We start from the raw sequence: 19,984 nt of genomic DNA, 5'->3' as shown, positions 1-19,984 counted from the left end.
ACTTAACCGTCAGGTTGCTGGCTAAAAAGCATAAGAATTGTATTTAACCTTGAATTTATTGTATCTTTATTATATAATTATTGGCAATGAACGCGCGTTTATTCCCACGGTGGTTCCATGAAGAGTGAAGAAATAGCAAGGCTCGCTGGAGTGTCCAGAAGCACCGTATCCAGAGTGATCAACAACTACCCCAATGTGCCTGAGAAGACGCGGGAACGGGTCATGAAGGTCATCAGGGAGTATAATTATGAGCCCAATCTTTCAGCCCGTGTACTTGCTGGAAAAAGGACCAACACCATTGGGCTGTTTTTATACAGCATATATGACATCCAGAGCCCGTACCGAATCTATGGCAACAGCTATTTTGCGCCGCTGGTGGACGCTTTTGTGGATATCGGAAACTCCATGGGCTATTACATGCTGGTTCACACCGTATACAATCCCGATGAGAGCTGGCGCATCCGCCAGACCTTCTCACAAAAGCGGATCGACGGCGGTATCATCATCGGTACGGAAAAGAGCCAGGAGATAGAATCCATCCTGAGCAAGATTTCTCACCCCATCGTGCTGATGGACTGCGATCCGGAAGAGATTCGGAAGATCGCCAATCCAAAGGCCAGGATTGCGGTGATCAACTCCGATGATGAGCAAGGCATCCATGCGGCGGTGGACTACCTGGTTGAACTGGGACATCGAGAGATCGGCATGATCACGGGAAGAACGACCACCTATTCAGGTCTGAAAAGACGCGAAAGCTTTGTAAAAAGGCTTGAAAGCCATGGTTTGACCCTGGATGAGCGCTATATGCTGAAAGGGGATTTTACCGGCAGGTCGACGGTCTCTGAGGTTGAAAGCCTGATTGCCAGCGGTAAACTTCCCACCGCCATGATAGCATCCAATGACGAAATGGCGCTGGCGGCCATGGAGGCCTTTAAGCGGCATGGCATCAGGGTTCCTGAAGATATATCCATCGTTGGGTATGATGATGCCCTTGCATCTTCCATTGTTAAACCAGCTCTGACGACGGTGAGGATACCCTTCTTTGATATGGCGAAGAAGGCCCTGGAGATGCTGGAAGAGCTGATTGAATCCGATAAACCAAGGTTTATGGTTTATAACGCCGATGTAGGATTGGTTGTCCGTGAATCCTGCACTACGATAAATACATGAGGAGGTTAACTTATGAGATTCGGCTATTTCGATGATGCAAACAGAGAGTATGTCATCGAGACCCCCAAAACGCCCTATCCATGGATCAACTATCTGGGGAATGAGAGCTTCTTTGGCCTCATATCCAACACTTCAGGCGGATACTGTTTCTATAAGGATGCCCGCCTGAGACGCGTGACCAGATACCGTTACAACAATATACCGGTAGACAATGGCGGACGCTATTTCTACATCAATGATAACGGTGATGTCTGGACACCGGGTTGGATGCCGGTCAGAAAAGACCTGGATGCCTATGAATGCAGGCACGGACTGGGCTATACCAAGATACGCGGCGAGAGGAACGGGCTGTCGGTTAGCCAGCTTTCTTTCGTACCCCTCAAGTTTGACGGGGAGGTGCATCAGCTGACCATCAAGAATAAGAGCAACGGGGAAAAGCATTTCAAGCTGTTCTCCTTTATTGAATGGTGCCTGTGGAACGCATGGGACGATATGACCAATTTCCAGCGCAATTTCTCAACCGGTGAAGTGGAAGTGGAAGGTTCGGCCATCTACCACAAGACCGAGTACCGTGAGCGCAGAAACCATTATGCCTTCTATTGGGCAAACACCCCTGTGGATGGCTTTGATACCGACCGTGAAGCGTTCATCGGCCTGTATAACGGGTTTGACTGCCCGCAGGCGGTTCTCGCTGGCCAGGCGACCAACTCCATCGCTCACGGCTGGCAGCCCATCGCATCCCACTATTTCGACCTCACCCTCAAGGCTGGGGAGGAGAAGACCATCATCTTCGTGCTGGGTTATGTGGAGAACCCGGAAGAAGAGAAGTGGGAAAGCCTCAATGTGATCAACAAGAAGCGCGCAAAGGCCATGCAGGAGCAATTTAAGTCACCGGATCAGGTGGACAAGGCCATGCAGGAACTTAGGGCATACTGGGATGAACTGCTCTCGGTCTATGTCCTCAAGAGCGATGACGACAAGCTGAACCGCATGGTGAACATCTGGAATCCCTATCAGTGCATGGTGACCTTCAACATGTCCCGCAGTGCTTCTTACTTTGAATCGGGTATCGGCAGGGGCATGGGATTCCGCGATTCCAATCAGGACCTTCTCGGATTCGTCCATCAGATCCCGGAAAGGGCCAGGGAGCGTATTCTGGACATCGCTGCCACCCAGTTCGAGGACGGCGGCTGCTATCACCAGTACCAGCCCCTCACTAAGAAGGGTAACCATGATATTGGCGGTGGCTTCAACGACGATCCCCTGTGGCTGATCCTGGCTACTGCGGCTTATATAAAGGAGACCGGGGATTATTCCATTCTGGATGAACAGGTTCCCTTCGACTGCAATCCCAATAACACGGCAACCCTTTTGGAGCACCTGACCCGTTCCTTCTACCATGTGGTCAATAATCTCGGACCTCACGGGCTGCCGCTTATCGGACGCGCCGACTGGAATGACTGCCTCAACCTGAACTGCTTCTCCACCACGCCCGACGAGTCCTTCCAGACCTATGGCGATCCCAACGGTCGTGTGGCTGAATCCATATTCATCGCGGGGATGTTCGTGTTCATCGGTCCCGAGTACTCGGCGCTGCTCAGGTACAAGGGCAGGAATGAGGAAGCCGACAAGGCCGATAAGCTGATTGAAGAGATGAAACAGAAGATCTATGAGCATGGCTACGACGGCGAGTGGTTCCTGAGAGCCTACGACGCTTTCGGTCGGAAGATAGGCAGCAAGGAGAACGAGGAAGGGCAGATCTTCATCGAGCCCCAGGGTATGTGCGTCATGGCCGGTATCGGCGTAGAGAACGGCTATGCCATCAAGGCGCTGGATGCCGTAAAGGAAAGGCTGGAAACTCCGTACGGTATCGTGCTGAACGATCCGCCGTACCAGCGCTATGACAAGAGCAAGGGTGAAATCACCTCCTATCCGCCCGGATACAAGGAAAACGCAGGCGTGTTCTGCCACAACAACCCGTGGATCATCTGTGCGGAAACCGTGGTTGGCCGTGGTACAAGGGCCTTCGAGCTGTATAAGAAGATCACGCCGTCCTACCTGCAGGACATCAGCGATCTGCATAAGACGGAGCCCTACGTATACTCCCAGATGGTAGCGGGTAAGGCTGCCGCACGTCCGGGCGAGGCCAAGAACTCCTGGCTGACGGGTACAGCCGCCTGGACATTCACCGCCATCTCCCAGTGGATTCTGGGTATTCAGCCCGATTACAACGGACTGAGGATTAACCCCTGCATACCTGCCGACTGGAAGGGCTACACCGTAAGGCGCAAGTTCAGGGGAGCAACCTACAACATCACCATCTCCAATCCCAACCACGTGGAGAAGGGCGTCAAGTCCATCACCGTGGACGGCAAGGAGATTTCCGGCAACATCCTGCCTGTCTTCAACGACGGCAAGGAGCATGATGTCCAGGTTGTTATGGGCTAAGCGTGAAGTTGAAGTCCAATCCCTTCTAAGTAAAGATATGATGCATTCCATTACATACGAAAGGAACCGCCAGAAAGCGGTTCCTTTTGCATATAACGCAACTTACCGTTTAAGGCGAAACTCAGCTAATTGATTGGCATGGCACAAGGAAAAATGAATTTAAGAGTTGAAGCTTTGAATAGGTTTAATGTACTTACTTCATACCCCAGAATCCTACCAACTATAAAAGAATGCAATAAACAACGGCAACTATAAGAATAAAGTCAATGTTTGAAAATCGTGAGTCTGGGGATATAAACAAGTGTAGTATTCACATTTCAAAACATCGCTTTCAATACTTTGATGCATGAACTCATGGAAAAGAGGGGTATTGTAATGAAATACATCCTGTTTTCACCAGTGGGCATGACGGATCCAATTTCGCACTTTCATGATGGCGCGATGCTTCACATTTGCAGAAAATACCGTCCGGAAAAAGTTCTTCTCTATTTGTCCAAGGAAATATCAGAAATCCATGATAAAGATGATCGCTATCGTCATTCCATTTCCAAACTCTGCGAACTGCTGGGCATACATATTCAAGTCGAGTTGTTGATCAACAGGAATCTCACTGAAGTCCACCGTTTTGATGATTTCTACAATGAATTTGAAACCATTCTGAAACGGCTGGAAGAAGAAAATCCGGGGCATCAGATATTGGTCAATGTCTCTTCAGGGACTCCGGCCATGAAAAGCGCGCTGCAAACCATTGCGGCGCTTAATGAGAGAAACTATCTTCCAATACAGGTGAGCACGCCGGAAGGAAAAAGCAACCCTGCCCGCGAACATGTAGATGATTTTGATGCTTTATGGGAGCTCAATGAGGACAACAGGGAAGATTTTGTCGACCGTACCTCCGTTTCGTCATACCTGAACCTCAATGCAAGGATAAAAAAGGCAATTGTCTGCAAGCATGTGGATGTCTACGATTATAACGCGGCTCTCTCTGTGGCGAACGATATCAGGCAGCAGATTTGCCCCGAAGCCATTAAGCTTTTGGAAGCCGCGAAGTGCAGATTGCTTCTGGACATTCCGGGTGTCCAAAGGGCTTTGAAGGACTGTCATTACGATGTTTTTCCCATAAAGCAAAGCGATGAGATTGCCGTTTTCGAATATTTGCTCTGGCTTCAGGTGAAAGCCGAAAGGCAGGAGTATGCGGATTTCATCAGAGGCATTACCCCGGTGGTGCTCGATCTGTTTGAGTCAATTCTTTTGGCGTATTGCGGCATAAGGATCAAGGATTATTGCCTTGCGAAGGAGAGAAAAGGTACCGTGAAGTACTGGCTGACCAGAGAGATGCTGAGCAAAAACGAGACAGGCGCAAAAATGCTGGCGATCCTCGATGGAGAGTTTTCATGCTATAAAGATTCCGTTTATACATCCGCACAACTGGCACCCGTATTGGATGAATTCCTTTCGGATAGGGGCCTGGCGGAGAAGGTAAGAGAACTGCGCGACATTGAGGAGATGTCACGCAACCTGGCGGCCCATGAAATAGTGTCGGTGACGGATTCATGGCTGCTCAAAAGATGCGGTAAAACGGCGGACGGCATCATGTCGCTTATCAGATCCGTAGCCGAAAAATCCGGCATGAAGATCAAACCCTCGTATTGGAACTCGTATCGCGAGATGAATGAGCGCATAAAAACGCTGGTCATGCTTCCTGTCAAAGAAAAATCATGAATCGGGAAGGATATGATGGAATGAGAGAGAAAACGCTTCAAGCAATATTGGGTTGTCTGCTTCACGATGTGGGGAAGCTTGTTTATCGCTCAGGTTCGGCAGAAGGTACCAATCATGGCGTTCTGGGCCAGGCATTCCTTAAAGAATGCTTCCCGCAGCCTGATGTCCTTGATTGCGTGCGTTTCCACCATAAAGCTGATCTGCTGCATGCGGACTTACCGAACGAATCTCCTGCCTATGTGGCCTACATAGCGAACAGTATCGTTGAGGGAAAAGTCAGGGGGAGCAGCAAGCGGGAAGAAGAGGAGCAGGATTATATTCATGTGCCCCTTAGGTCCGTATTCAACCTGCTGCATGGCAATACGCTCGACTACAGCTATGGAACGGCTTATTATGATGATGAACGCATTCCTTTCCCGGATAACGGCGGCAAAAATGAAATAAGCTCAGGCCAATATCTTCAGATCCTTCATGAGGTGAGAGAGCATTTAAAAAACGTTCAACCCGCAGAGACGTACATCAACGTCCTTCTTTCGGCATTGGAAAGATGCCTGTCCTTTGTGCCTTCCAGTGTCGGTAACAAAGATGCCTCGGACATCTCCATGTTTGATCATCTGAAAATGACTGCCGCGGTTGGCGCGTGCGTCAGCGAATACCTGACGGCAAACAACCGTCCAGGTTTTCGCGATGAGATATGGGGCAGGGAAGAAGCGTTCTGCCAGGAGCAGGCATTCCTGATGTTCTCGGCCGATTATTCAGGGATTCAGAAGTTTATATATAATATCAGTTCAAAAGGCGCATTGAAAACGCTTCGTAGCCGTTCTTTCATGCTGGAGCTTCTCATGGAGCATCTGTGCGATGAGTTGCTGACCGAATGCGGCCTTTCCCGTACAAATCTTATTTACACCGGCGGAGGTCATTGTTATATCCTGCTTCCCAATACGCAGGAGGTTAGAAATAAGGTCGATGCTATATCCGCAAGATTCAACCAATGGCTCCGTCAAAACTTCGGCATCAGGCTATACCTGTCGGCAGCGTATACCGAATGCAGCGCCAACGACCTGATGAATATTCCTGAAGGTGATCATCCGTATAAAAACATCTTCATGAGGCTGAGCCATGCGCTGGCCGACAACAAGCTGCACCGCTATACGGCTGATGAAATACTGGAAATGAATCAACAGCCTCTTTTGAGCGGTGAAAGGGAATGCAAAACCTGCGGAGCCATGGACAGGCTGTTGCCCGATGAGGATATCTGCCGCTGGTGCAGTGTTTTCCGCAACATATCCGGTTTGCTGCGCAAAGAGGAACTGCTTATTATGGTAACCCCAAGGCCCATTGCTGATTTGCCATACATTGAACTCCCGCGGTCGGAGGGCGAAGCGTACCTGCATCTGACCAACGAAGATCGGGTCAGGGAAGAGCTGAGCAAGGGAACCGATATACTCCGTATCTATGCCAAAAACAAAGTATATCCGGATCTGGAGCGCAGCACCACCCTCTTTATGGGCGATTACTGCCACAACAGCCTGCTGGAAGAACTGCTTGATGATTCGGAGGGGATAAAACAGATAGGCTATTTCAGGGCAGATGTCGATAACCTTGGCAGCACGTTTACGTCCGGATTTGAACGGAAAACCGATGATCCTGCGGAAAGATACAGGTATGTCTCCTTGACGAGGACAGCGTCATTTTCCAGGCGGATGACCATGTTTTTCAAGTATTATATCAACTCCATTCTAAGGGGCAATCCGCAGGTTGGCCGGTTCAGACTCAGGGGCAAGCCGGAGGATGAGCGGGGAAGGAAAGTCATCATCATTTATTCAGGCGGCGACGATATCTTCATGGCAGGCCAGTGGGCTAACGTTATTGAAGCCGCCGCAGATATCTATCGGGCATTCCGCCGTTATACGGCCGGCACATTGACGCTTTCAGGCGGCATATGCATCCATGCTCAGAAATATCCCATCCATAAAGCGGCCAATGAAGCCGGTGAGCTGGAGGATGCGGCAAAAAAGCTTGACGGCAAGTGCGGCATCACGCTGTTTGAAGCCGACGACAGCCTCACTTTCAAATGGGATGATTTCTTGAATCGGGTTATTGGAGAGAAGTTACACCAGATACAGGAGTTCTTTGATTTCTACGCCAATGAGCAAGGGCGTGGAAGTGCTTTCCTGTACCGTTTGCTTACATTCCTGAGAAGCCAGTATCTTACGGGCGATAAAATCAATATCGCAAGATACGCTTATCTGTTGGCAAGGATGAGGCCATCCGGCAGCGCTTCGGCACGGTACAGGTCCGCCTATCGCGAATTCTCAACACACATGTATCGATGGATAATGGATAACCGCGATCTGAAAGAACTGATATGCGCCATTTATATCTATATTTACCTGACAAGAGCAAAATATGACGCTTTGCAGGAAGCCAAAAACTGAATCAACGGCCTTGAAAGCTGATCAGGAATCGGAATAGCCATAAAGGAGTGAAAGGTATGGGTACGTTACAGGACGGAATTGAAAAATGGGCGGCAAGGCATAATATGCCCGCGCCATCGGCAAGAGCCACGCAATCCAAAACAGGAGGCGCTTATACCGGCGGCGGCCGCCAGCATGAACACGTGAGAAAGAAGGAAATAGGAAAGCTGGATCTCCCGGAAGACTATGTGGATAAAGCCGAACAGGTGATCCTGGAATTAATCGGGGAACAGAGCCAGAAAAAGGGGCAGGACAACAAGATCACGACATCAAAAATCAGAAAGATTCTGAGCCAGATACTGGAGATTTTCAATGTGGAGCGATTGAGAACCGACGAGAAACTCTTGCCCGAGAGCATGAAGAAGATTCAGCTGCTGCGCGTGAGAATTCTCTACGAAGCCGGTCGTGACAAAAAGGCTGTCTTGCCTTTCGTGGAAAAGAGCAAACTGCTGGAATACCTGAACGGCATCGGCGACAGCCGGGAGAAATTCATCAATTTCATGCATTATATGGAAGCGTTGGTTGCTTATCATCGCTTCTACGACGGTGATGACTGAGGAGGTTAGGGTCGTGTACGGAAAACTCATAATCAAATCCGAACTGAAAGTTCTGACAGGATTGCATATAGGCGGGTCCAACATATTTGCCGCGATAGGCTCGGTTGACAGCCCGGTTATAAAGGATACCAGGACGAACATGCCCATCGTTCCGGGCAGCAGCCTGAAGGGAAAACTCAGAACGTTGCTGGCCAGGAGCTATGCCGAGGATATTCACAAATTGCCCGATCCCAATGACGATCCGATTGAGATCCGAAGACTGTTTGGCTCCAGCGGCAAACCCATCATAAAAGGCAGGCTGCAGTTTGCCGATGCCTATGTATGCAACAGCGAAGAGTTCCAGTCCGTAGGGCTCACAGAGATCAAGTTTGAGAACACCATTGACCGGGGAACCTCGATGGCCAATCCGCGCCAGATTGAACGGGTCGTCAGCGGCGTCAGGTTTGCCGTAAATATTGTTTACGATTTGGAGTGCAAAGAAGAGGTGAAGGATGATCTTTCGAATCTGGCAAGGGCGATGAAACTGCTCCAGCTGGACTATCTCGGAGGCCACGGAACCAGGGGCAGCGGACGCGTCAGCTTTGAGAAGATTGAGATCATCCCGGCTGAAGAAGGCTATGACCTCAACCTGGACGAACTGAAATCCATTTTTGAGGAAGTTGAGTCGTATGAATTACTTTCTGTTTAAGCTGGAGTTTACGACTTCACTGCATGTGGGAGAGAGCGACGCAGGCGATTCTCTGGATACAGGCCGGATGAATTTCTGTGCGGATACGCTTTTTTCAGCTCTCTGCCATATGGCGCTGAAAGCGGAAGGCGTGCAGGGCATCGAACGATGGGTGAACCTGGCCCAAAATGATGAACTCAGGTTCAGCGACGCTTTCCCGTATAAAGGCGAAACGCTGTATGTGCCAAAGCCTTATGCAACGGCAAGTGTACGGCTTGAAATACCGCCGGAACTTCGGAAAGCTATGAAAAAGCTTTCTTATTTGCCGATAGGCCTTCTTCCGGACTTTATTGCTTCGCTGCAGGGTAAAATGGTGTTTGATGCCGCCGGGGTGGACACCGATTTTGGCGTGTACGGCATCGTTGATAAAGTGTCGATCACGGCTCAGGAAGTGCCACGGCCCTATTCCGTCGGCGTCTTTACATTTCATGATGATGCCGGACTGTATTTCATCGCCGGATGCGCGGATAAAAGCCTGGTGCCGGATCTGCAAAAGCTGATCCGGCTTTTGGGCGTTGAAGGTATCGGCGGAAAGGTCAGCTCGGGTTATGGGAAGTTCAGGGTGAAGGCATGCATTGACCTTGAGGCTGCCGAAAATGAAGACGAGCTGCTTCTTGCAGGCTATCTACAGAAGGCTACTGTGGGTGAAGCAAATCGCTATATCACCCTCACCACTTCGTTGCCCATGGACCAGGAAATGCATGATGCAGTTGAAAACAGTACATACGGTCTTGTCCGGCGGGGAGGGTTTGTGCAGTCTGAAACCTATGCTGATACGCCGTTGAAAAAGCAAACGCAGTATTTCTTCGATTCAGGCTCCATGTTCCAGTACCCGTACCGGGGAGGCATTTTTGATGTATCCGGCAACAGGGGAAAACATCCCGTGTACCGGTATGGGAAGCCTGTCTTTTTGGGGGTATGCCTATGATTCAAAAAGGACATCTGAAAGTATATGACATGCTCCTGGAAACGAAGGGTCCGTTGTTTATCGGCAGCGGCAGGAGATACACAAAAAAGGAATATTGTTTTGATCCGTCCACTAAAAAGGCGATTTTTCTGGACATGGAAAAGTTCATGAACAAAGTTGTTGAGTACGGCCTGATGGACCAGTATGAGCATTTCATGCTTTTCAGGGATTCGGCCTATCTGCATGATTTTATCCGTGAATGCGGCTTTTCCGATGCCGATTTGGAAAAGATGAAACTTTATGAGACCTATGTGGGTGATGCGCTGGTTGAAAACAGATCGCTGATGGAGATTCAGGAATTTGTTCATGACGCCCAGAATCGACCTTATGTCCCAGGCAGTTCATTAAAAGGAGCTTTGAGGACCGCTCTTCTGATAAAAATGATCCTGCAGGATCAGGACAAACCGACGGTCACCAGCATAAGAAGGCATGATGCGGATTCCATTGAAACCAGGTATCTGCATACACTTGGACTGACGCAAAAAACCAGGAATGCTGTCAACAGCGTGATGCGCGGGATTATGATTTCCGACAGTCTCCCCATTGACCGTTCAGATATGGTCCTGACCAGAAAAGATGATCTGTCCGTTTCAGGTGTGCGAAAATCCATCAATATGATAAGGGAATCGGTGAAACCGGGGGTCAAGTTGCATTTTAAGCTCACGCTTGATACTTCCGTCTTGAAAGCTATCGATATTGATGATATCCGCGATGCCATATCACAGTTTGGCCGGTTTTACAGGGAAACCTATATCCCCATGTTTAGGCTGCCTCAAAACGCCGTCCAGGAGGACTTCTCGGATTGTCTGGTTTTGGGCGGGGGAAGCGGATACTTTGCCAAGAACATCATTTACCCGTTGTGCGGAAAGCAGGAGGGGCTCAGGCTTGTATCCGAGTTCATGACACAAACGTTCAGAAACCATAAACACCATGAAGATGTTAAGCTGGGAGCTTCGCCCCATCGCCTGAAGCATACGAACTATCACGGGCACAGTTATCATTTCGGCGTTTGCAAGGTTCTCGAGATATCATGAATGGCAAGATGAAGCGATTGACAGGATTGGAGTTAGGCCAATGATTAAGCAGTTCAGGATGAATGTCACCAACGGATCCGGGCAAAGGTTTACATACGCCATGGGGTATCAGTTTTACGGCATGCTCATGGAGAAGCTGGAGCCTGAATATGTCGCAAGGCTACATGCCGAACAGTTGACCCCGATAAACCAGTCTCTGGTTCCTGTGAAAAACGGGGAAGAGGCTGTATGGACAGTCAACATACTCGGGGAAGAGGCGATAGACAAAGCGGCACCTGTCCTGGATCAGCTTGAAAGCATGACCATGACGAACAATGAGCTGGATATACGCATCGTATCGAAGGAGTGCACGGGGTTATCCACCGTTCAGGACATCATAAAATCCGCTTCAGAAGCTTATCACAGCAACAGAACGCTTATGAGCTTTTTAACTCCAACCTCCTTTAAAAGCAAAGAGACTTATATGCTTTTCCCATCGGTGGAGCATATCGTAGGAAGCCTGATAAACAAGTGGAACATGTATTCGGGATATATCAAGATTGAGGACAGCGATGCGCAGAGGTTTCTAATAGACGGCATAAAAATAGATTCATACAGGCTAAAGAGCAGTTATTATCACCTTAAGGGCGCAGTCATACCAGGCTTCATCGGGCACGTTGTTCTGAACTCCAAGCTGCCGGCCCCCCTGCAGGAGATCTGGCATCTGCTACTGTTCTTCTCGTCATACTGCGGAGTCGGCATAAAAACATCACTGGGCATGGGAAGCGTCCGTACCAATGATTATGTTAAGAAAACAGTGCGGATATCAAGTGAACAGGAGAAAACGGAGGGATTCGCACCGGGCTGAAATAAAGGGGTTTGTGTGTTTTTCATGGAGTAGTCCGGATACATTTTCAGTGATAAATTATCATTCGCACTTTTGAGGTTTGAAACTATTTTATGATGCTGGTTTTATCTTCAAGCCGTTGCAATTAGCGCTCCGTGAGGGGACGAAAACCACTCCGTTACACGATTTTTTACACGCCTTAAGTGTTGCAATTAGCGCTCCGTGAGGGGACGAAAACTGCTTTGCGTCCTCATAGGTGTATGGGATAGATGCGCGTTGCAATTAGCGCTCCGTGAGGGGACGAAAACCTGCATAGCCTGAAGCAATTCCATGAAAACATCCATGTTGCAATTAGCGCTCCGTGAGGGGACGAAAACCAACATTCTTGAGAGTGATATTCCCTCGATAAAAGGTTGCAATTAGCGCTCCGTGAGGGGACGAAAACCTGTGGTGCTGGCTCCACAATACGCAGCATATTTCGTTGCAATTAGCGCTCCGTGAGGGGACGAAAACATTAAGGGGGAAGGTCAGGTGATACTTGAAGGGCGTTGCAATTAGCGCTCCGTGAGGGGACGAAAACAATGCTGTATCTGCGTTAGGCCCGAGGTAGTATTGTTGCAATTAGCGCTCCGTGAGGGGACGAAAACGTGAAGGTGTCCTGGATGATATGCTGGCCATCGCAGGTTGCAATTAGCGCTCCGTGAGGGGACGAAAACTGGCGAGGTCATTAAAGTTTATGACACCACAAAAGTTGCAATTAGCGCTCCGTGAGGGGACGAAAACTTTGGCTTCCAGCGCAACAGCAGAATTGAAGTTGTGTTGTTGCAATTAGCGCTCCGTGAGGGGACGAAAACGGACGACAACAAGAATATACGGCGCAGAAAGTATGTTGCAATTAGCGCTCCGTGAGGGGACGAAAACTTGTGGTGTTGTTGTTAATCATAGTTTTTCCTTCGTTGCAATTAGCGCTCCGTGAGGGGACGAAAACATCAATTGCTTGATGTTTTATTTTGCATAATTCAGGTTGCAATTAGCGCTCCGTGAGGGGACGAAAACCTTGATTTTTTTTGCGCGTAGACTTGTTATTCCAGTTGCAATTAGCGCTCCGTGAGGGGACGAAAACTTCCCAGCCGAGCTGTTTCCGTATGTGATTTACGAGTTGCAATTAGCGCTCCGTGAGGGGACGAAAACGTCCATCATCATCAGAGAGGTACACCATGATAAGTTGCAATTAGCGCTCCGTGAGGGGACGAAAACATTTGCTCATCAGTGAATGTGCTCAGCAATTCCATGGTTGCAATTAGCGCTCCGTGAGGGGGACGAAAACGAGAAATAGAGTGTTTGCAACGTCAACTTGACCGGGTTGCAATTAGCGCTCCGTGAGGGGACGAATACAAGGTATATACATCCTTGTCGTTTTGGACAACCTGTTGCAATCTACGCTCCGCAAGGGGACAAAGCATTTGCATGAATACTTTTTGTAATGTATACTAAAACAAGGATAATAAAGAGGACGACATGAACAGCTTGCTTAAAGCCTTCTATTTGCATACTATGCTGGCTTCCATGTCCGATATCGTACATGATACAGCGGCTTACAGGCATGCTATGTGAATAGAGTGGTAATTTAAGTAAGCCGCACCAATAATGTGTTGTACCCGGGTAGGCTTGCCCGGGTTTTTTGTTTTGATCAAAAGGTTCCGGAACACCGTGTTGGTGATTGTTGGCCGATATTTGGCGAAGGAACCTGGTTCAATGACAATTCGGGTATGTCACACAGAACCACTGCGGACAGGACTTGAGGCTTACTCAAGTCCTTTTTTTCGGTGTTGATGTGATTAAGCAACAATGAGATTGCTTCGTCGCTACGCTCCTCGCAACGACAAACTGGAAGTTAGAGGAATGAAGTGTTTTTGCGAGCGAAGGGAAACAGAGCGCGGCAGTCGCCTGACACCCGCAGTGTAATTCCCGAACTGTCATAGCGAGCGCAGCGCGGCAATCTACCGGCCGACATACTCAGGAACATTAGGAGGAATGCAACATGAAAATGGAAGTCCGGAGCAAGCAGGAGATATTTTATTGTCGGGCATGGAAGCGATACTCTTTGTTGTATTCTCGGACTATATCAACAAGCAGATCCCATCCCGGCAGCGGGCGACCATCCTGTCCTTCCAGTCCATGTTCTTCAGTATCATGATGATCACCTTCTTCCCGGCTGTTGGGGCCATATCGGAGTACCGGGGTTTTAAGACGGCCTTTGCCGTTATAGCGGTTCTGGCCCTGATGCTGATATCCATTTCCACATTTCTCATGCTGAGGGGCAAAGGGGTTGAAAAGAAGACCGAACAAAGTGGATAATAGAAGAAACTAAACAAAGGGAGATAGATTTGAGATACGAGAAAGTCATTCCGGGCCGGTTCCTGTCCCGGCCCAATCGTTTTATCGCAAGATGCGAGATTAATGGCACCATAGAGACTGTTCATGTGAAGAACACCGGAAGGCTGAAGGAACTCCTTGTTCCTGGAGCGCCTGTCTTTTTGGAGTTCTCCGATAAACCGAACCGCAAGACCCGCTATTCGTTGGTTACCGTTGAAAAAGCGGGGCGTCTTGTGAACATCGACAGCAATATCCCGAACCAGGTTGCCCTGGAAACGCTTAAGGCAGGAATGATAAAGCTTCCGGGCATGTCAGGATTTGATCTCATCAAATCTGAGCAGAAATACGGGCAGTCCCGTTTCGACCTGTACCTGGAAGGCGGAGGCCGAAAGGCGTTTCTAGAGGTAAAGGGTGTTACCCTGGAGAAGGATGGCGTTGCGATGTTTCCGGATGCTCCCACCGAGCGCGGTGCAAGGCATATCCATGAGCTCATCGCTGCTGCTGAAAAAGGTTATGAGGCTTATATCCTGTTTGTCATACAGATGAAGGGTGTCCGCTGCTTTATGCCCAACGATGAGACCCATCGGGCTTTCGGAGAGGCTTTAAGACTTGCCGCCTCAAAGGGTGTGCATGTCTTGGCCTATGATTGCCATGTTGAGCCGGACAGCTTAAGGATTGCGGATCCGGTTGAGGTAATTCTATAAGTCTTTCTGGTCGTAAAGGGGGTGAACCCGGTTGAAGCTGGACAGGATGCTGAGCATCATCACCATTCTGCTTCAAAAGGATAAGGTGACGGCGCCGGAACTGGCCGAAAAGCTTGAGGTTTCCCGAAGGACGATTCATCGGGATATCGACGCCATCTGCCGGGCCGGAATCCCCATCATTACCCGCCAGGGTGGCGGTGGCGGTATCCAGATAGCCGATGGCTTCAGGCTGGATAAAAGCGTTCTGACCGTGGAGGAACTGCAGCAGATCATCACCGGCTTAAAAAGCCTGGGCAGCGTATCCGAGACTTCGCATGCTTCCCAAATCGAGAGGCTGATTCACAGGCTTTCTCCAGGTGGTGAGGCGGTGGTTTCCATGCAGGAAAGCATCCTCATTGACCTTGCCTCCCATTATAAAGGCAGTCTGTCTGAGAAGATCAGCCTTATCAAGTCTGCCATATCCGAGAGCCGACTGATTTCCTTCACTTATTACTCTGATAAGGGAAAAACTCTGCGTACTATAGAGCCATATTATCTGGCATTCAAATGGTCTTCCTGGTATGTGTTTGGCTATTGCAGAACAAGCAATGATTTTCGGCTGTTCAAGCTCAACCGCATGTGGCATGTGGAGAAGTTGCCAAACACCTATCAGCGACGGGAGATCCCTCCTGAAAAAAGGGATTTGGACCGGCATCTGCATGATCAGCATCGATTAACACTGCTCGTGGATAAGGAGTTGGAATACCTGCTGGTGGACGAATATGGTCCGAATTTTTATGAAACGCTTGAGGACGGCAGGCTCAGGGCCGTCATCTCCTACACCAACCGGGATTATATCGTCAGTTGGATCATGAGCATGGGAGAGAAAGCCCAGGTGCTGGAGCCAGAGGATATAGCGCAGGAAATCAGGGAAAAAGCGAAAAAAATGCTGACGCGCTATGAACAAGACAAGCAGTTGTCATGTTCGTGATGGTAAGATATCCCCAAAAGCATAAACAGGGGGTTAGAGTTATGGTGGAGTCCAGATGTGGCCTGCTTTGCAGCGAATGCTCATACAGGGAGTCTGCCGGATGCAGAGGTTGTGTGGCGACCAATGGCAATCCTTTTTACGGGCCATGTAAACTTGCAGCTTGTTGCCAGGGCAAGGGCTTCGAGCATTGCGGTCATTGCCCGAGCATGCCTTGTGAAACGCTGTATGCCTATTCGTATCTTGACAAGGAGCACGGTGACAATCCGCCGGGAGCAAGGATAGAAAACCTGAAAAAATGGCTTAAAGAGGGGAAATGAAGCATGATCCTGAATACATATGAGGATTTCATTGAACGGGTCAACCAACTTGGATATATGTCTTTTTCAAACTTGCTCCCCGGATTTCCCTCTCTGGATAGGGAGACGAGGCCGGAGCAGTGGCATACCGGGGATCCCGAAACCGATCCTTGGCAGTGGAAGGATCGGGCGGCGAATGAAAGAAAACTGGCTTTTGGGTGCCTGCTTGGCGGCCACAAAGGCTTTATTTCAGAAAGCCTGTACCCGTACTTTTATGCAGCATGCCACCCCCGGGGAGCGATGGAAGAGCGGTGGGCTGAAGGCGCGATTAGCTATACGGAATGGCAGATATGGCAGATCTTCTGCCAGAACGGAGAACCGGACACCAGAGAAATAAGAAGGCTCATGGGCGTTACCAAAAAGCAGGGAGCAAATAAAGTTGACATTGCCATGAAGGAGCTCCAGAGAACTTTTTACATCACGGTCTCCGGAAACAGGAGAAAGCTCAACCGTCGGGGTGAGCCCTACGGATGGGCGGTCAATACCTACATGAAGGTAACCGACTGGGCGCCTGAATCATGGCTTGCAAAAGCAGATAAGATATCACGAGAGGAAGCTGTTGCACGCATCCTGGACGTTGGTATTTCTATCAGCAATTCAGTTGAACGCAAGGAATTGGCCCGAGTCCTGAAACTGAGGTAATAGCAGACCGCAGTTGATTTCCCGGCATATTGAAAAAGGAGAAGGAACATGCATATCCAATATCACTCACCGGTTCTGATGGTCAAAGACATTGAAAAATCGCGATGGTTCTATGAAAAGGTCCTGAAGCAGGAAGTTGAGGTGGACCACGGCTTGCACATCGTCTTTAAAGGCAGATTTTGCTTATGGCAGGCCGATTATGCCTATTCCGTGGTTTTCGGCAAGTCATGTGCGCAACCGGAGAAGCGAGGCTGCGAGCAATTGGAAATGTACTTTGAAAGTGATAGTCTTGACGAAGTTTTCAAAGCGCTTAAAGTATCCGGTGTCGAGTTCCTCCATGAAGCGATAGAGCAGCCCTGGGGACAGCGGGTTTTCAGAGTATACGATCCGGATCGCAATGTGGTGGAAATTGCACAGCCCATGGAGGCTGTCGTGCTGCGCCTTCTGAAAACGGGGATGAGTGAGCAGGAAGTTGCCCAAAGGACTTCAGAGCCTATTGAGATGGTGCAGGAGGTGCGCAGGAAGTTGGCTGATTAATTGCAGGGATTTATTAAATGCAATATAGTTTCAATTCGTAACGATACTAAGTCATGACAACACAATGACAGGATGATATAATATATAGGTATTATACTCCTACTACGAAGAACTCCTTGAAGATAACGCGACTGGAAAATGAATTCCATATATCCAGTCGCGTTTTATTTTTGCTAATATTGACATTTAATTACACATAATGATATGATTAACTTAACCAGATTTTAGGAGGTTGGGTTATGAAAAAGTTTCTCGCTTTCCTATCGACAGTTATTATGGTTCTGGCGGTTTTGCCTTCGGGTATGAGCCGGTCACATGCTGCGGTGAGCTTCAACGATGTACCCAGAGATGCCTGGTACTATGAGCATGTCCAGTATGTGGCCAACCACCCGCGGGAACTGATGGTGGGATACGCGGGAAACTTCGGACCCTTGGATAACCTCACGGTGGAGCAGTTTATCAAGATAGCCGTAGCGGCTGCCGGCAAGGGTGTGGTTGTTCCTTCAGATAAATACTGGGGGGACGTCTATGTGTCCATTGGTCTGGAACTGGGCTTTGTACAGCCGGGAGAGTTTACCGATTACAAACGACCCATCACAAGGGCCGAGATGGCCAGGATTATCATACGTTCTCTACCCATGATAACCGGAGAGAAAGATATACCCTACAATGAAAACGAGATAAGGTCACGGATAGCGGATTACGACGGTATCCCTGTAAACCTTCGGGAATATGTCTGCAAGGCCTATCAACTCGGCATCCTTGTAGGCGGAACGGATGGGAAGTTTAATCCCAACGGCAACCTGACGCGAGCATCCGCAGCGGCGGTCATCCACAAGATGCTGGAACCCGGCCTGAGGACGATTTATACGCCTCCCGAAGAAGTTTGGAGCGATGAGGAGTTTGAGGCATATATCAGGGAGAATGCGGAGGACTTCTATGCTATTGCAAAAATAGAGGATAGAAAGATCTACCTGCGAACAGCAGATAAGCCTACCCCCACGCTACTGTCGGACAAGTACAATCCGGATATTCATGAACTTCTGTATGAGTGTGCCAAGACCATGGCGTATTATGCCCAGAAGAACGGTAATGCCTTCAGCATTGCGTATAGTGATTTTTTTGGTGGCTCAGCTATCCTTTATTACTATGTTGACAATAAAACGACTCATCCCAGCATCAAAATAGAGTTTTATGCGGAACCCCGAATGAACTATGTTGCCGAGAGATATGCGCCCGGGGAGCAAAAGAATCCTGCTTTATATTCTTGGACTCTTAGTGCCTTATATGACGACGATTACTTACTTGGACAGGGATGGGAGCCGGATAAAGACAGAAAGAAGTTTTCATGGATACAGGACAAATATGCAAAGGTCTTGCTCCATCTGAGCAACATTGTTTATGGTCCCTCTCAGGGGAAAGCATTTTATGATTTCATGATTGAGCATCAGCTTCATGCTTACTATACAGATTTCAGTAAGGATGATAAATATATCGGCAAGGTACCGAATGCAAATATCGAAGTTGCATATTACTTTAAAGTTCCAGAGGCTATGGATAAATGGTTTTGGACCACCAAACCGGAGGTTAGAAAATGAAAAAGATTATAATAGCAACATTTTTGATTTGTGCAGTATTGATTTCTACATTTTATAATATTGTATTAGCGTTTAATCCCTATTCAGAATCCAGGCGACCACTTAATATTGGTATTTCTTTGAAATATAAAACTGAAGTTTTCGGTGAGCCGTTTGGCCGTGATGATTTACCAAATAAAGGATTTATTGTTGTTCCAAACGGCGGCATGATAAATGAAAAGGGAGAGAAAGGCGAATATGCCTACCTTGGCTATAACTATAAGGATCAGCCGATAACCAATGATAAATATTTTCGAAGTATTGAAAAAATAGGCAGTGTATTTGATAGAAATTATGAAAATGTAGTGTGGCAGGATATATTACCTGAAGCACCTAATTCTTGGTATGATATAAGAAAAAATCCCGCCCTTCTCAACTACATGCTTACCACCAACTTCTATGACGAGGACCATATTACAGCAGGAAAAACCGATACTGGCCTTAACTTGCTTAAGCTGTTCAAGATTCCGGAAGGCAGCACCGACTACTCGGAAATTTTCCGGAAGGCCTGGGTTTTAACCACGCCCGATACGGGAAGTGCCCACATCCGGTTAAGATACAACGACACCAACTGGAACACGATAAGGATTCCGGCCATTCCAACCATCGAATGCATCATGACCGCTGAGGCCGACAAGAAAGCCATAGAAACAGGTAAGACGGAAAGCGTGACCGTCAAAATAGACACCAGCCACAGCTACTGGGTGATGGCCGACCAGGAAAGCAAGAACATTTCGGAGCGCAGGTACTGGGCCGGAACAAGTCCCGACAAGGTTGAGAGCGAAATTGTAACCACTCAGGGCAATGTCTGCTATATCACCCTGCCTAACGTTT

Annotated in this window: 17 protein-coding genes and 1 CRISPR repeat array; all 17 genes read left to right on the top strand. The window is 48.6% G+C overall.

Annotation, left to right across the window (positions count from 1 at the left end; all coding sequences use genetic code 11):
• Positions 1 to 117: 117 nt before the first annotated feature.
• Positions 118 to 1,170 carry a LacI family DNA-binding transcriptional regulator gene (locus F3H12_RS08570; RefSeq protein ID WP_149678935.1) on the top strand — a complete coding sequence of 351 codons (1,053 nt, stop codon included), beginning with the start codon at positions 118 to 120 and terminating at the stop codon, positions 1,168 to 1,170.
• A 12-nt stretch (positions 1,171 to 1,182) separates the two neighbouring features.
• Positions 1,183 to 3,618 carry a glycoside hydrolase family 94 protein gene (locus F3H12_RS08565; protein ID WP_149678934.1) on the top strand — a complete coding sequence of 812 codons (2,436 nt, stop codon included), beginning with the start codon at positions 1,183 to 1,185 and terminating at the stop codon, positions 3,616 to 3,618.
• 342 nt (positions 3,619 to 3,960) lie between these two features.
• Positions 3,961 to 5,340: a type III-A CRISPR-associated CARF protein Csm6 gene (gene csm6, locus F3H12_RS08560; RefSeq protein WP_422822207.1), complete on the top strand. Its 1,380-nt coding sequence runs from the start codon at positions 3,961 to 3,963 to the stop codon at positions 5,338 to 5,340.
• A 20-nt stretch (positions 5,341 to 5,360) separates the two neighbouring features.
• On the top strand, positions 5,361 to 7,778 hold the full coding sequence (gene cas10, locus F3H12_RS08555) for a type III-A CRISPR-associated protein Cas10/Csm1 (RefSeq protein WP_188118453.1): 2,418 nt from the start codon (positions 5,361 to 5,363) through the stop codon (positions 7,776 to 7,778).
• 56 nt (positions 7,779 to 7,834) lie between these two features.
• Positions 7,835 to 8,374, top strand: coding sequence for a type III-A CRISPR-associated protein Csm2 (gene csm2, locus F3H12_RS08550; RefSeq protein WP_149678931.1), 540 nt, complete (start codon positions 7,835 to 7,837; stop codon positions 8,372 to 8,374).
• A gap of 13 nt (positions 8,375 to 8,387) precedes the next feature.
• The gene (gene csm3, locus F3H12_RS08545) at positions 8,388 to 9,062 is read left to right on the top strand and encodes a type III-A CRISPR-associated RAMP protein Csm3 (RefSeq protein WP_149678930.1); all 675 of its coding nucleotides are present in this window, start codon (positions 8,388 to 8,390) and stop codon (positions 9,060 to 9,062) included.
• On the top strand, positions 9,043 to 10,029 hold the full coding sequence (gene csm4, locus F3H12_RS08540) for a type III-A CRISPR-associated RAMP protein Csm4 (RefSeq protein WP_149678929.1): 987 nt from the start codon (positions 9,043 to 9,045) through the stop codon (positions 10,027 to 10,029). Before csm3 ends, csm4 begins: the two co-directional genes overlap by 20 nt.
• A complete protein-coding gene (gene csm5 / locus F3H12_RS08535; protein WP_188118452.1) occupies positions 10,026 to 11,102 on the top strand; it encodes a type III-A CRISPR-associated RAMP protein Csm5 in 1,077 nt (358 codons plus the stop codon). Before csm4 ends, csm5 begins: the two co-directional genes overlap by 4 nt.
• A gap of 40 nt (positions 11,103 to 11,142) precedes the next feature.
• Positions 11,143 to 11,949 (top strand): CRISPR-associated endoribonuclease Cas6, encoded by an 807-nt coding sequence (gene cas6, locus F3H12_RS08530; protein ID WP_149678927.1) that lies wholly within the window; start codon positions 11,143 to 11,145, stop codon positions 11,947 to 11,949.
• A gap of 117 nt (positions 11,950 to 12,066) precedes the next feature.
• A CRISPR array of direct repeats spans positions 12,067 to 13,323; the repeat unit is 33 nt; unit sequence GTTGCAATTAGCGCTCCGTGAGGGGACGAAAAC.
• 639 nt (positions 13,324 to 13,962) lie between these two features.
• Positions 13,963 to 14,286, top strand: a complete 324-nt coding sequence (locus F3H12_RS08525; protein ID WP_149678926.1) for an MFS transporter — start codon at positions 13,963 to 13,965, stop codon at positions 14,284 to 14,286.
• A 29-nt stretch (positions 14,287 to 14,315) separates the two neighbouring features.
• Positions 14,316 to 15,008 (top strand): DNA/RNA nuclease SfsA, encoded by a 693-nt coding sequence (gene sfsA, locus F3H12_RS08520; protein ID WP_149678925.1) that lies wholly within the window; start codon positions 14,316 to 14,318, stop codon positions 15,006 to 15,008.
• Between the two features lie 31 nt (positions 15,009 to 15,039).
• Positions 15,040 to 15,978 (top strand): helix-turn-helix transcriptional regulator, encoded by a 939-nt coding sequence (locus F3H12_RS08515; protein ID WP_149678924.1) that lies wholly within the window; start codon positions 15,040 to 15,042, stop codon positions 15,976 to 15,978.
• Positions 15,979 to 16,019: 41 nt separating this feature from the next.
• The gene (locus F3H12_RS08510) at positions 16,020 to 16,295 is read left to right on the top strand and encodes a DUF3795 domain-containing protein (protein ID WP_149678923.1); all 276 of its coding nucleotides are present in this window, start codon (positions 16,020 to 16,022) and stop codon (positions 16,293 to 16,295) included.
• 3 nt (positions 16,296 to 16,298) lie between these two features.
• Complete coding sequence (locus F3H12_RS08505; protein ID WP_149678922.1) at positions 16,299 to 16,976, top strand: AlkZ-related protein; 678 nt, start codon at positions 16,299 to 16,301, stop codon at positions 16,974 to 16,976.
• Positions 16,977 to 17,024: 48 nt separating this feature from the next.
• Positions 17,025 to 17,513 carry a VOC family protein gene (locus F3H12_RS08500; protein WP_149678921.1) on the top strand — a complete coding sequence of 163 codons (489 nt, stop codon included), beginning with the start codon at positions 17,025 to 17,027 and terminating at the stop codon, positions 17,511 to 17,513.
• Between the two features lie 239 nt (positions 17,514 to 17,752).
• The gene (locus tag F3H12_RS08495; RefSeq protein ID WP_149678920.1) at positions 17,753 to 19,111 is read left to right on the top strand and encodes an S-layer homology domain-containing protein; all 1,359 of its coding nucleotides are present in this window, start codon (positions 17,753 to 17,755) and stop codon (positions 19,109 to 19,111) included.
• Positions 19,108 to 19,984 (top strand): hypothetical protein (locus F3H12_RS08490; RefSeq protein ID WP_149678919.1); only part of this gene is annotated, 877 nt, incomplete at its 3' end. The genes F3H12_RS08495 and F3H12_RS08490, both read left to right, overlap by 4 nt.

It is taken from the genome of Thermoclostridium caenicola (genome assembly GCF_900142095.1).
Taxonomy (GTDB): domain Bacteria; phylum Bacillota; class Clostridia; order DSM-8532; family DSM-8532; genus Thermoclostridium_A; species Thermoclostridium_A caenicola.
The sequence above is the reverse complement of the archived record's forward strand: the minus strand, read 5'-3'. Positions and strand labels throughout refer to the sequence as shown.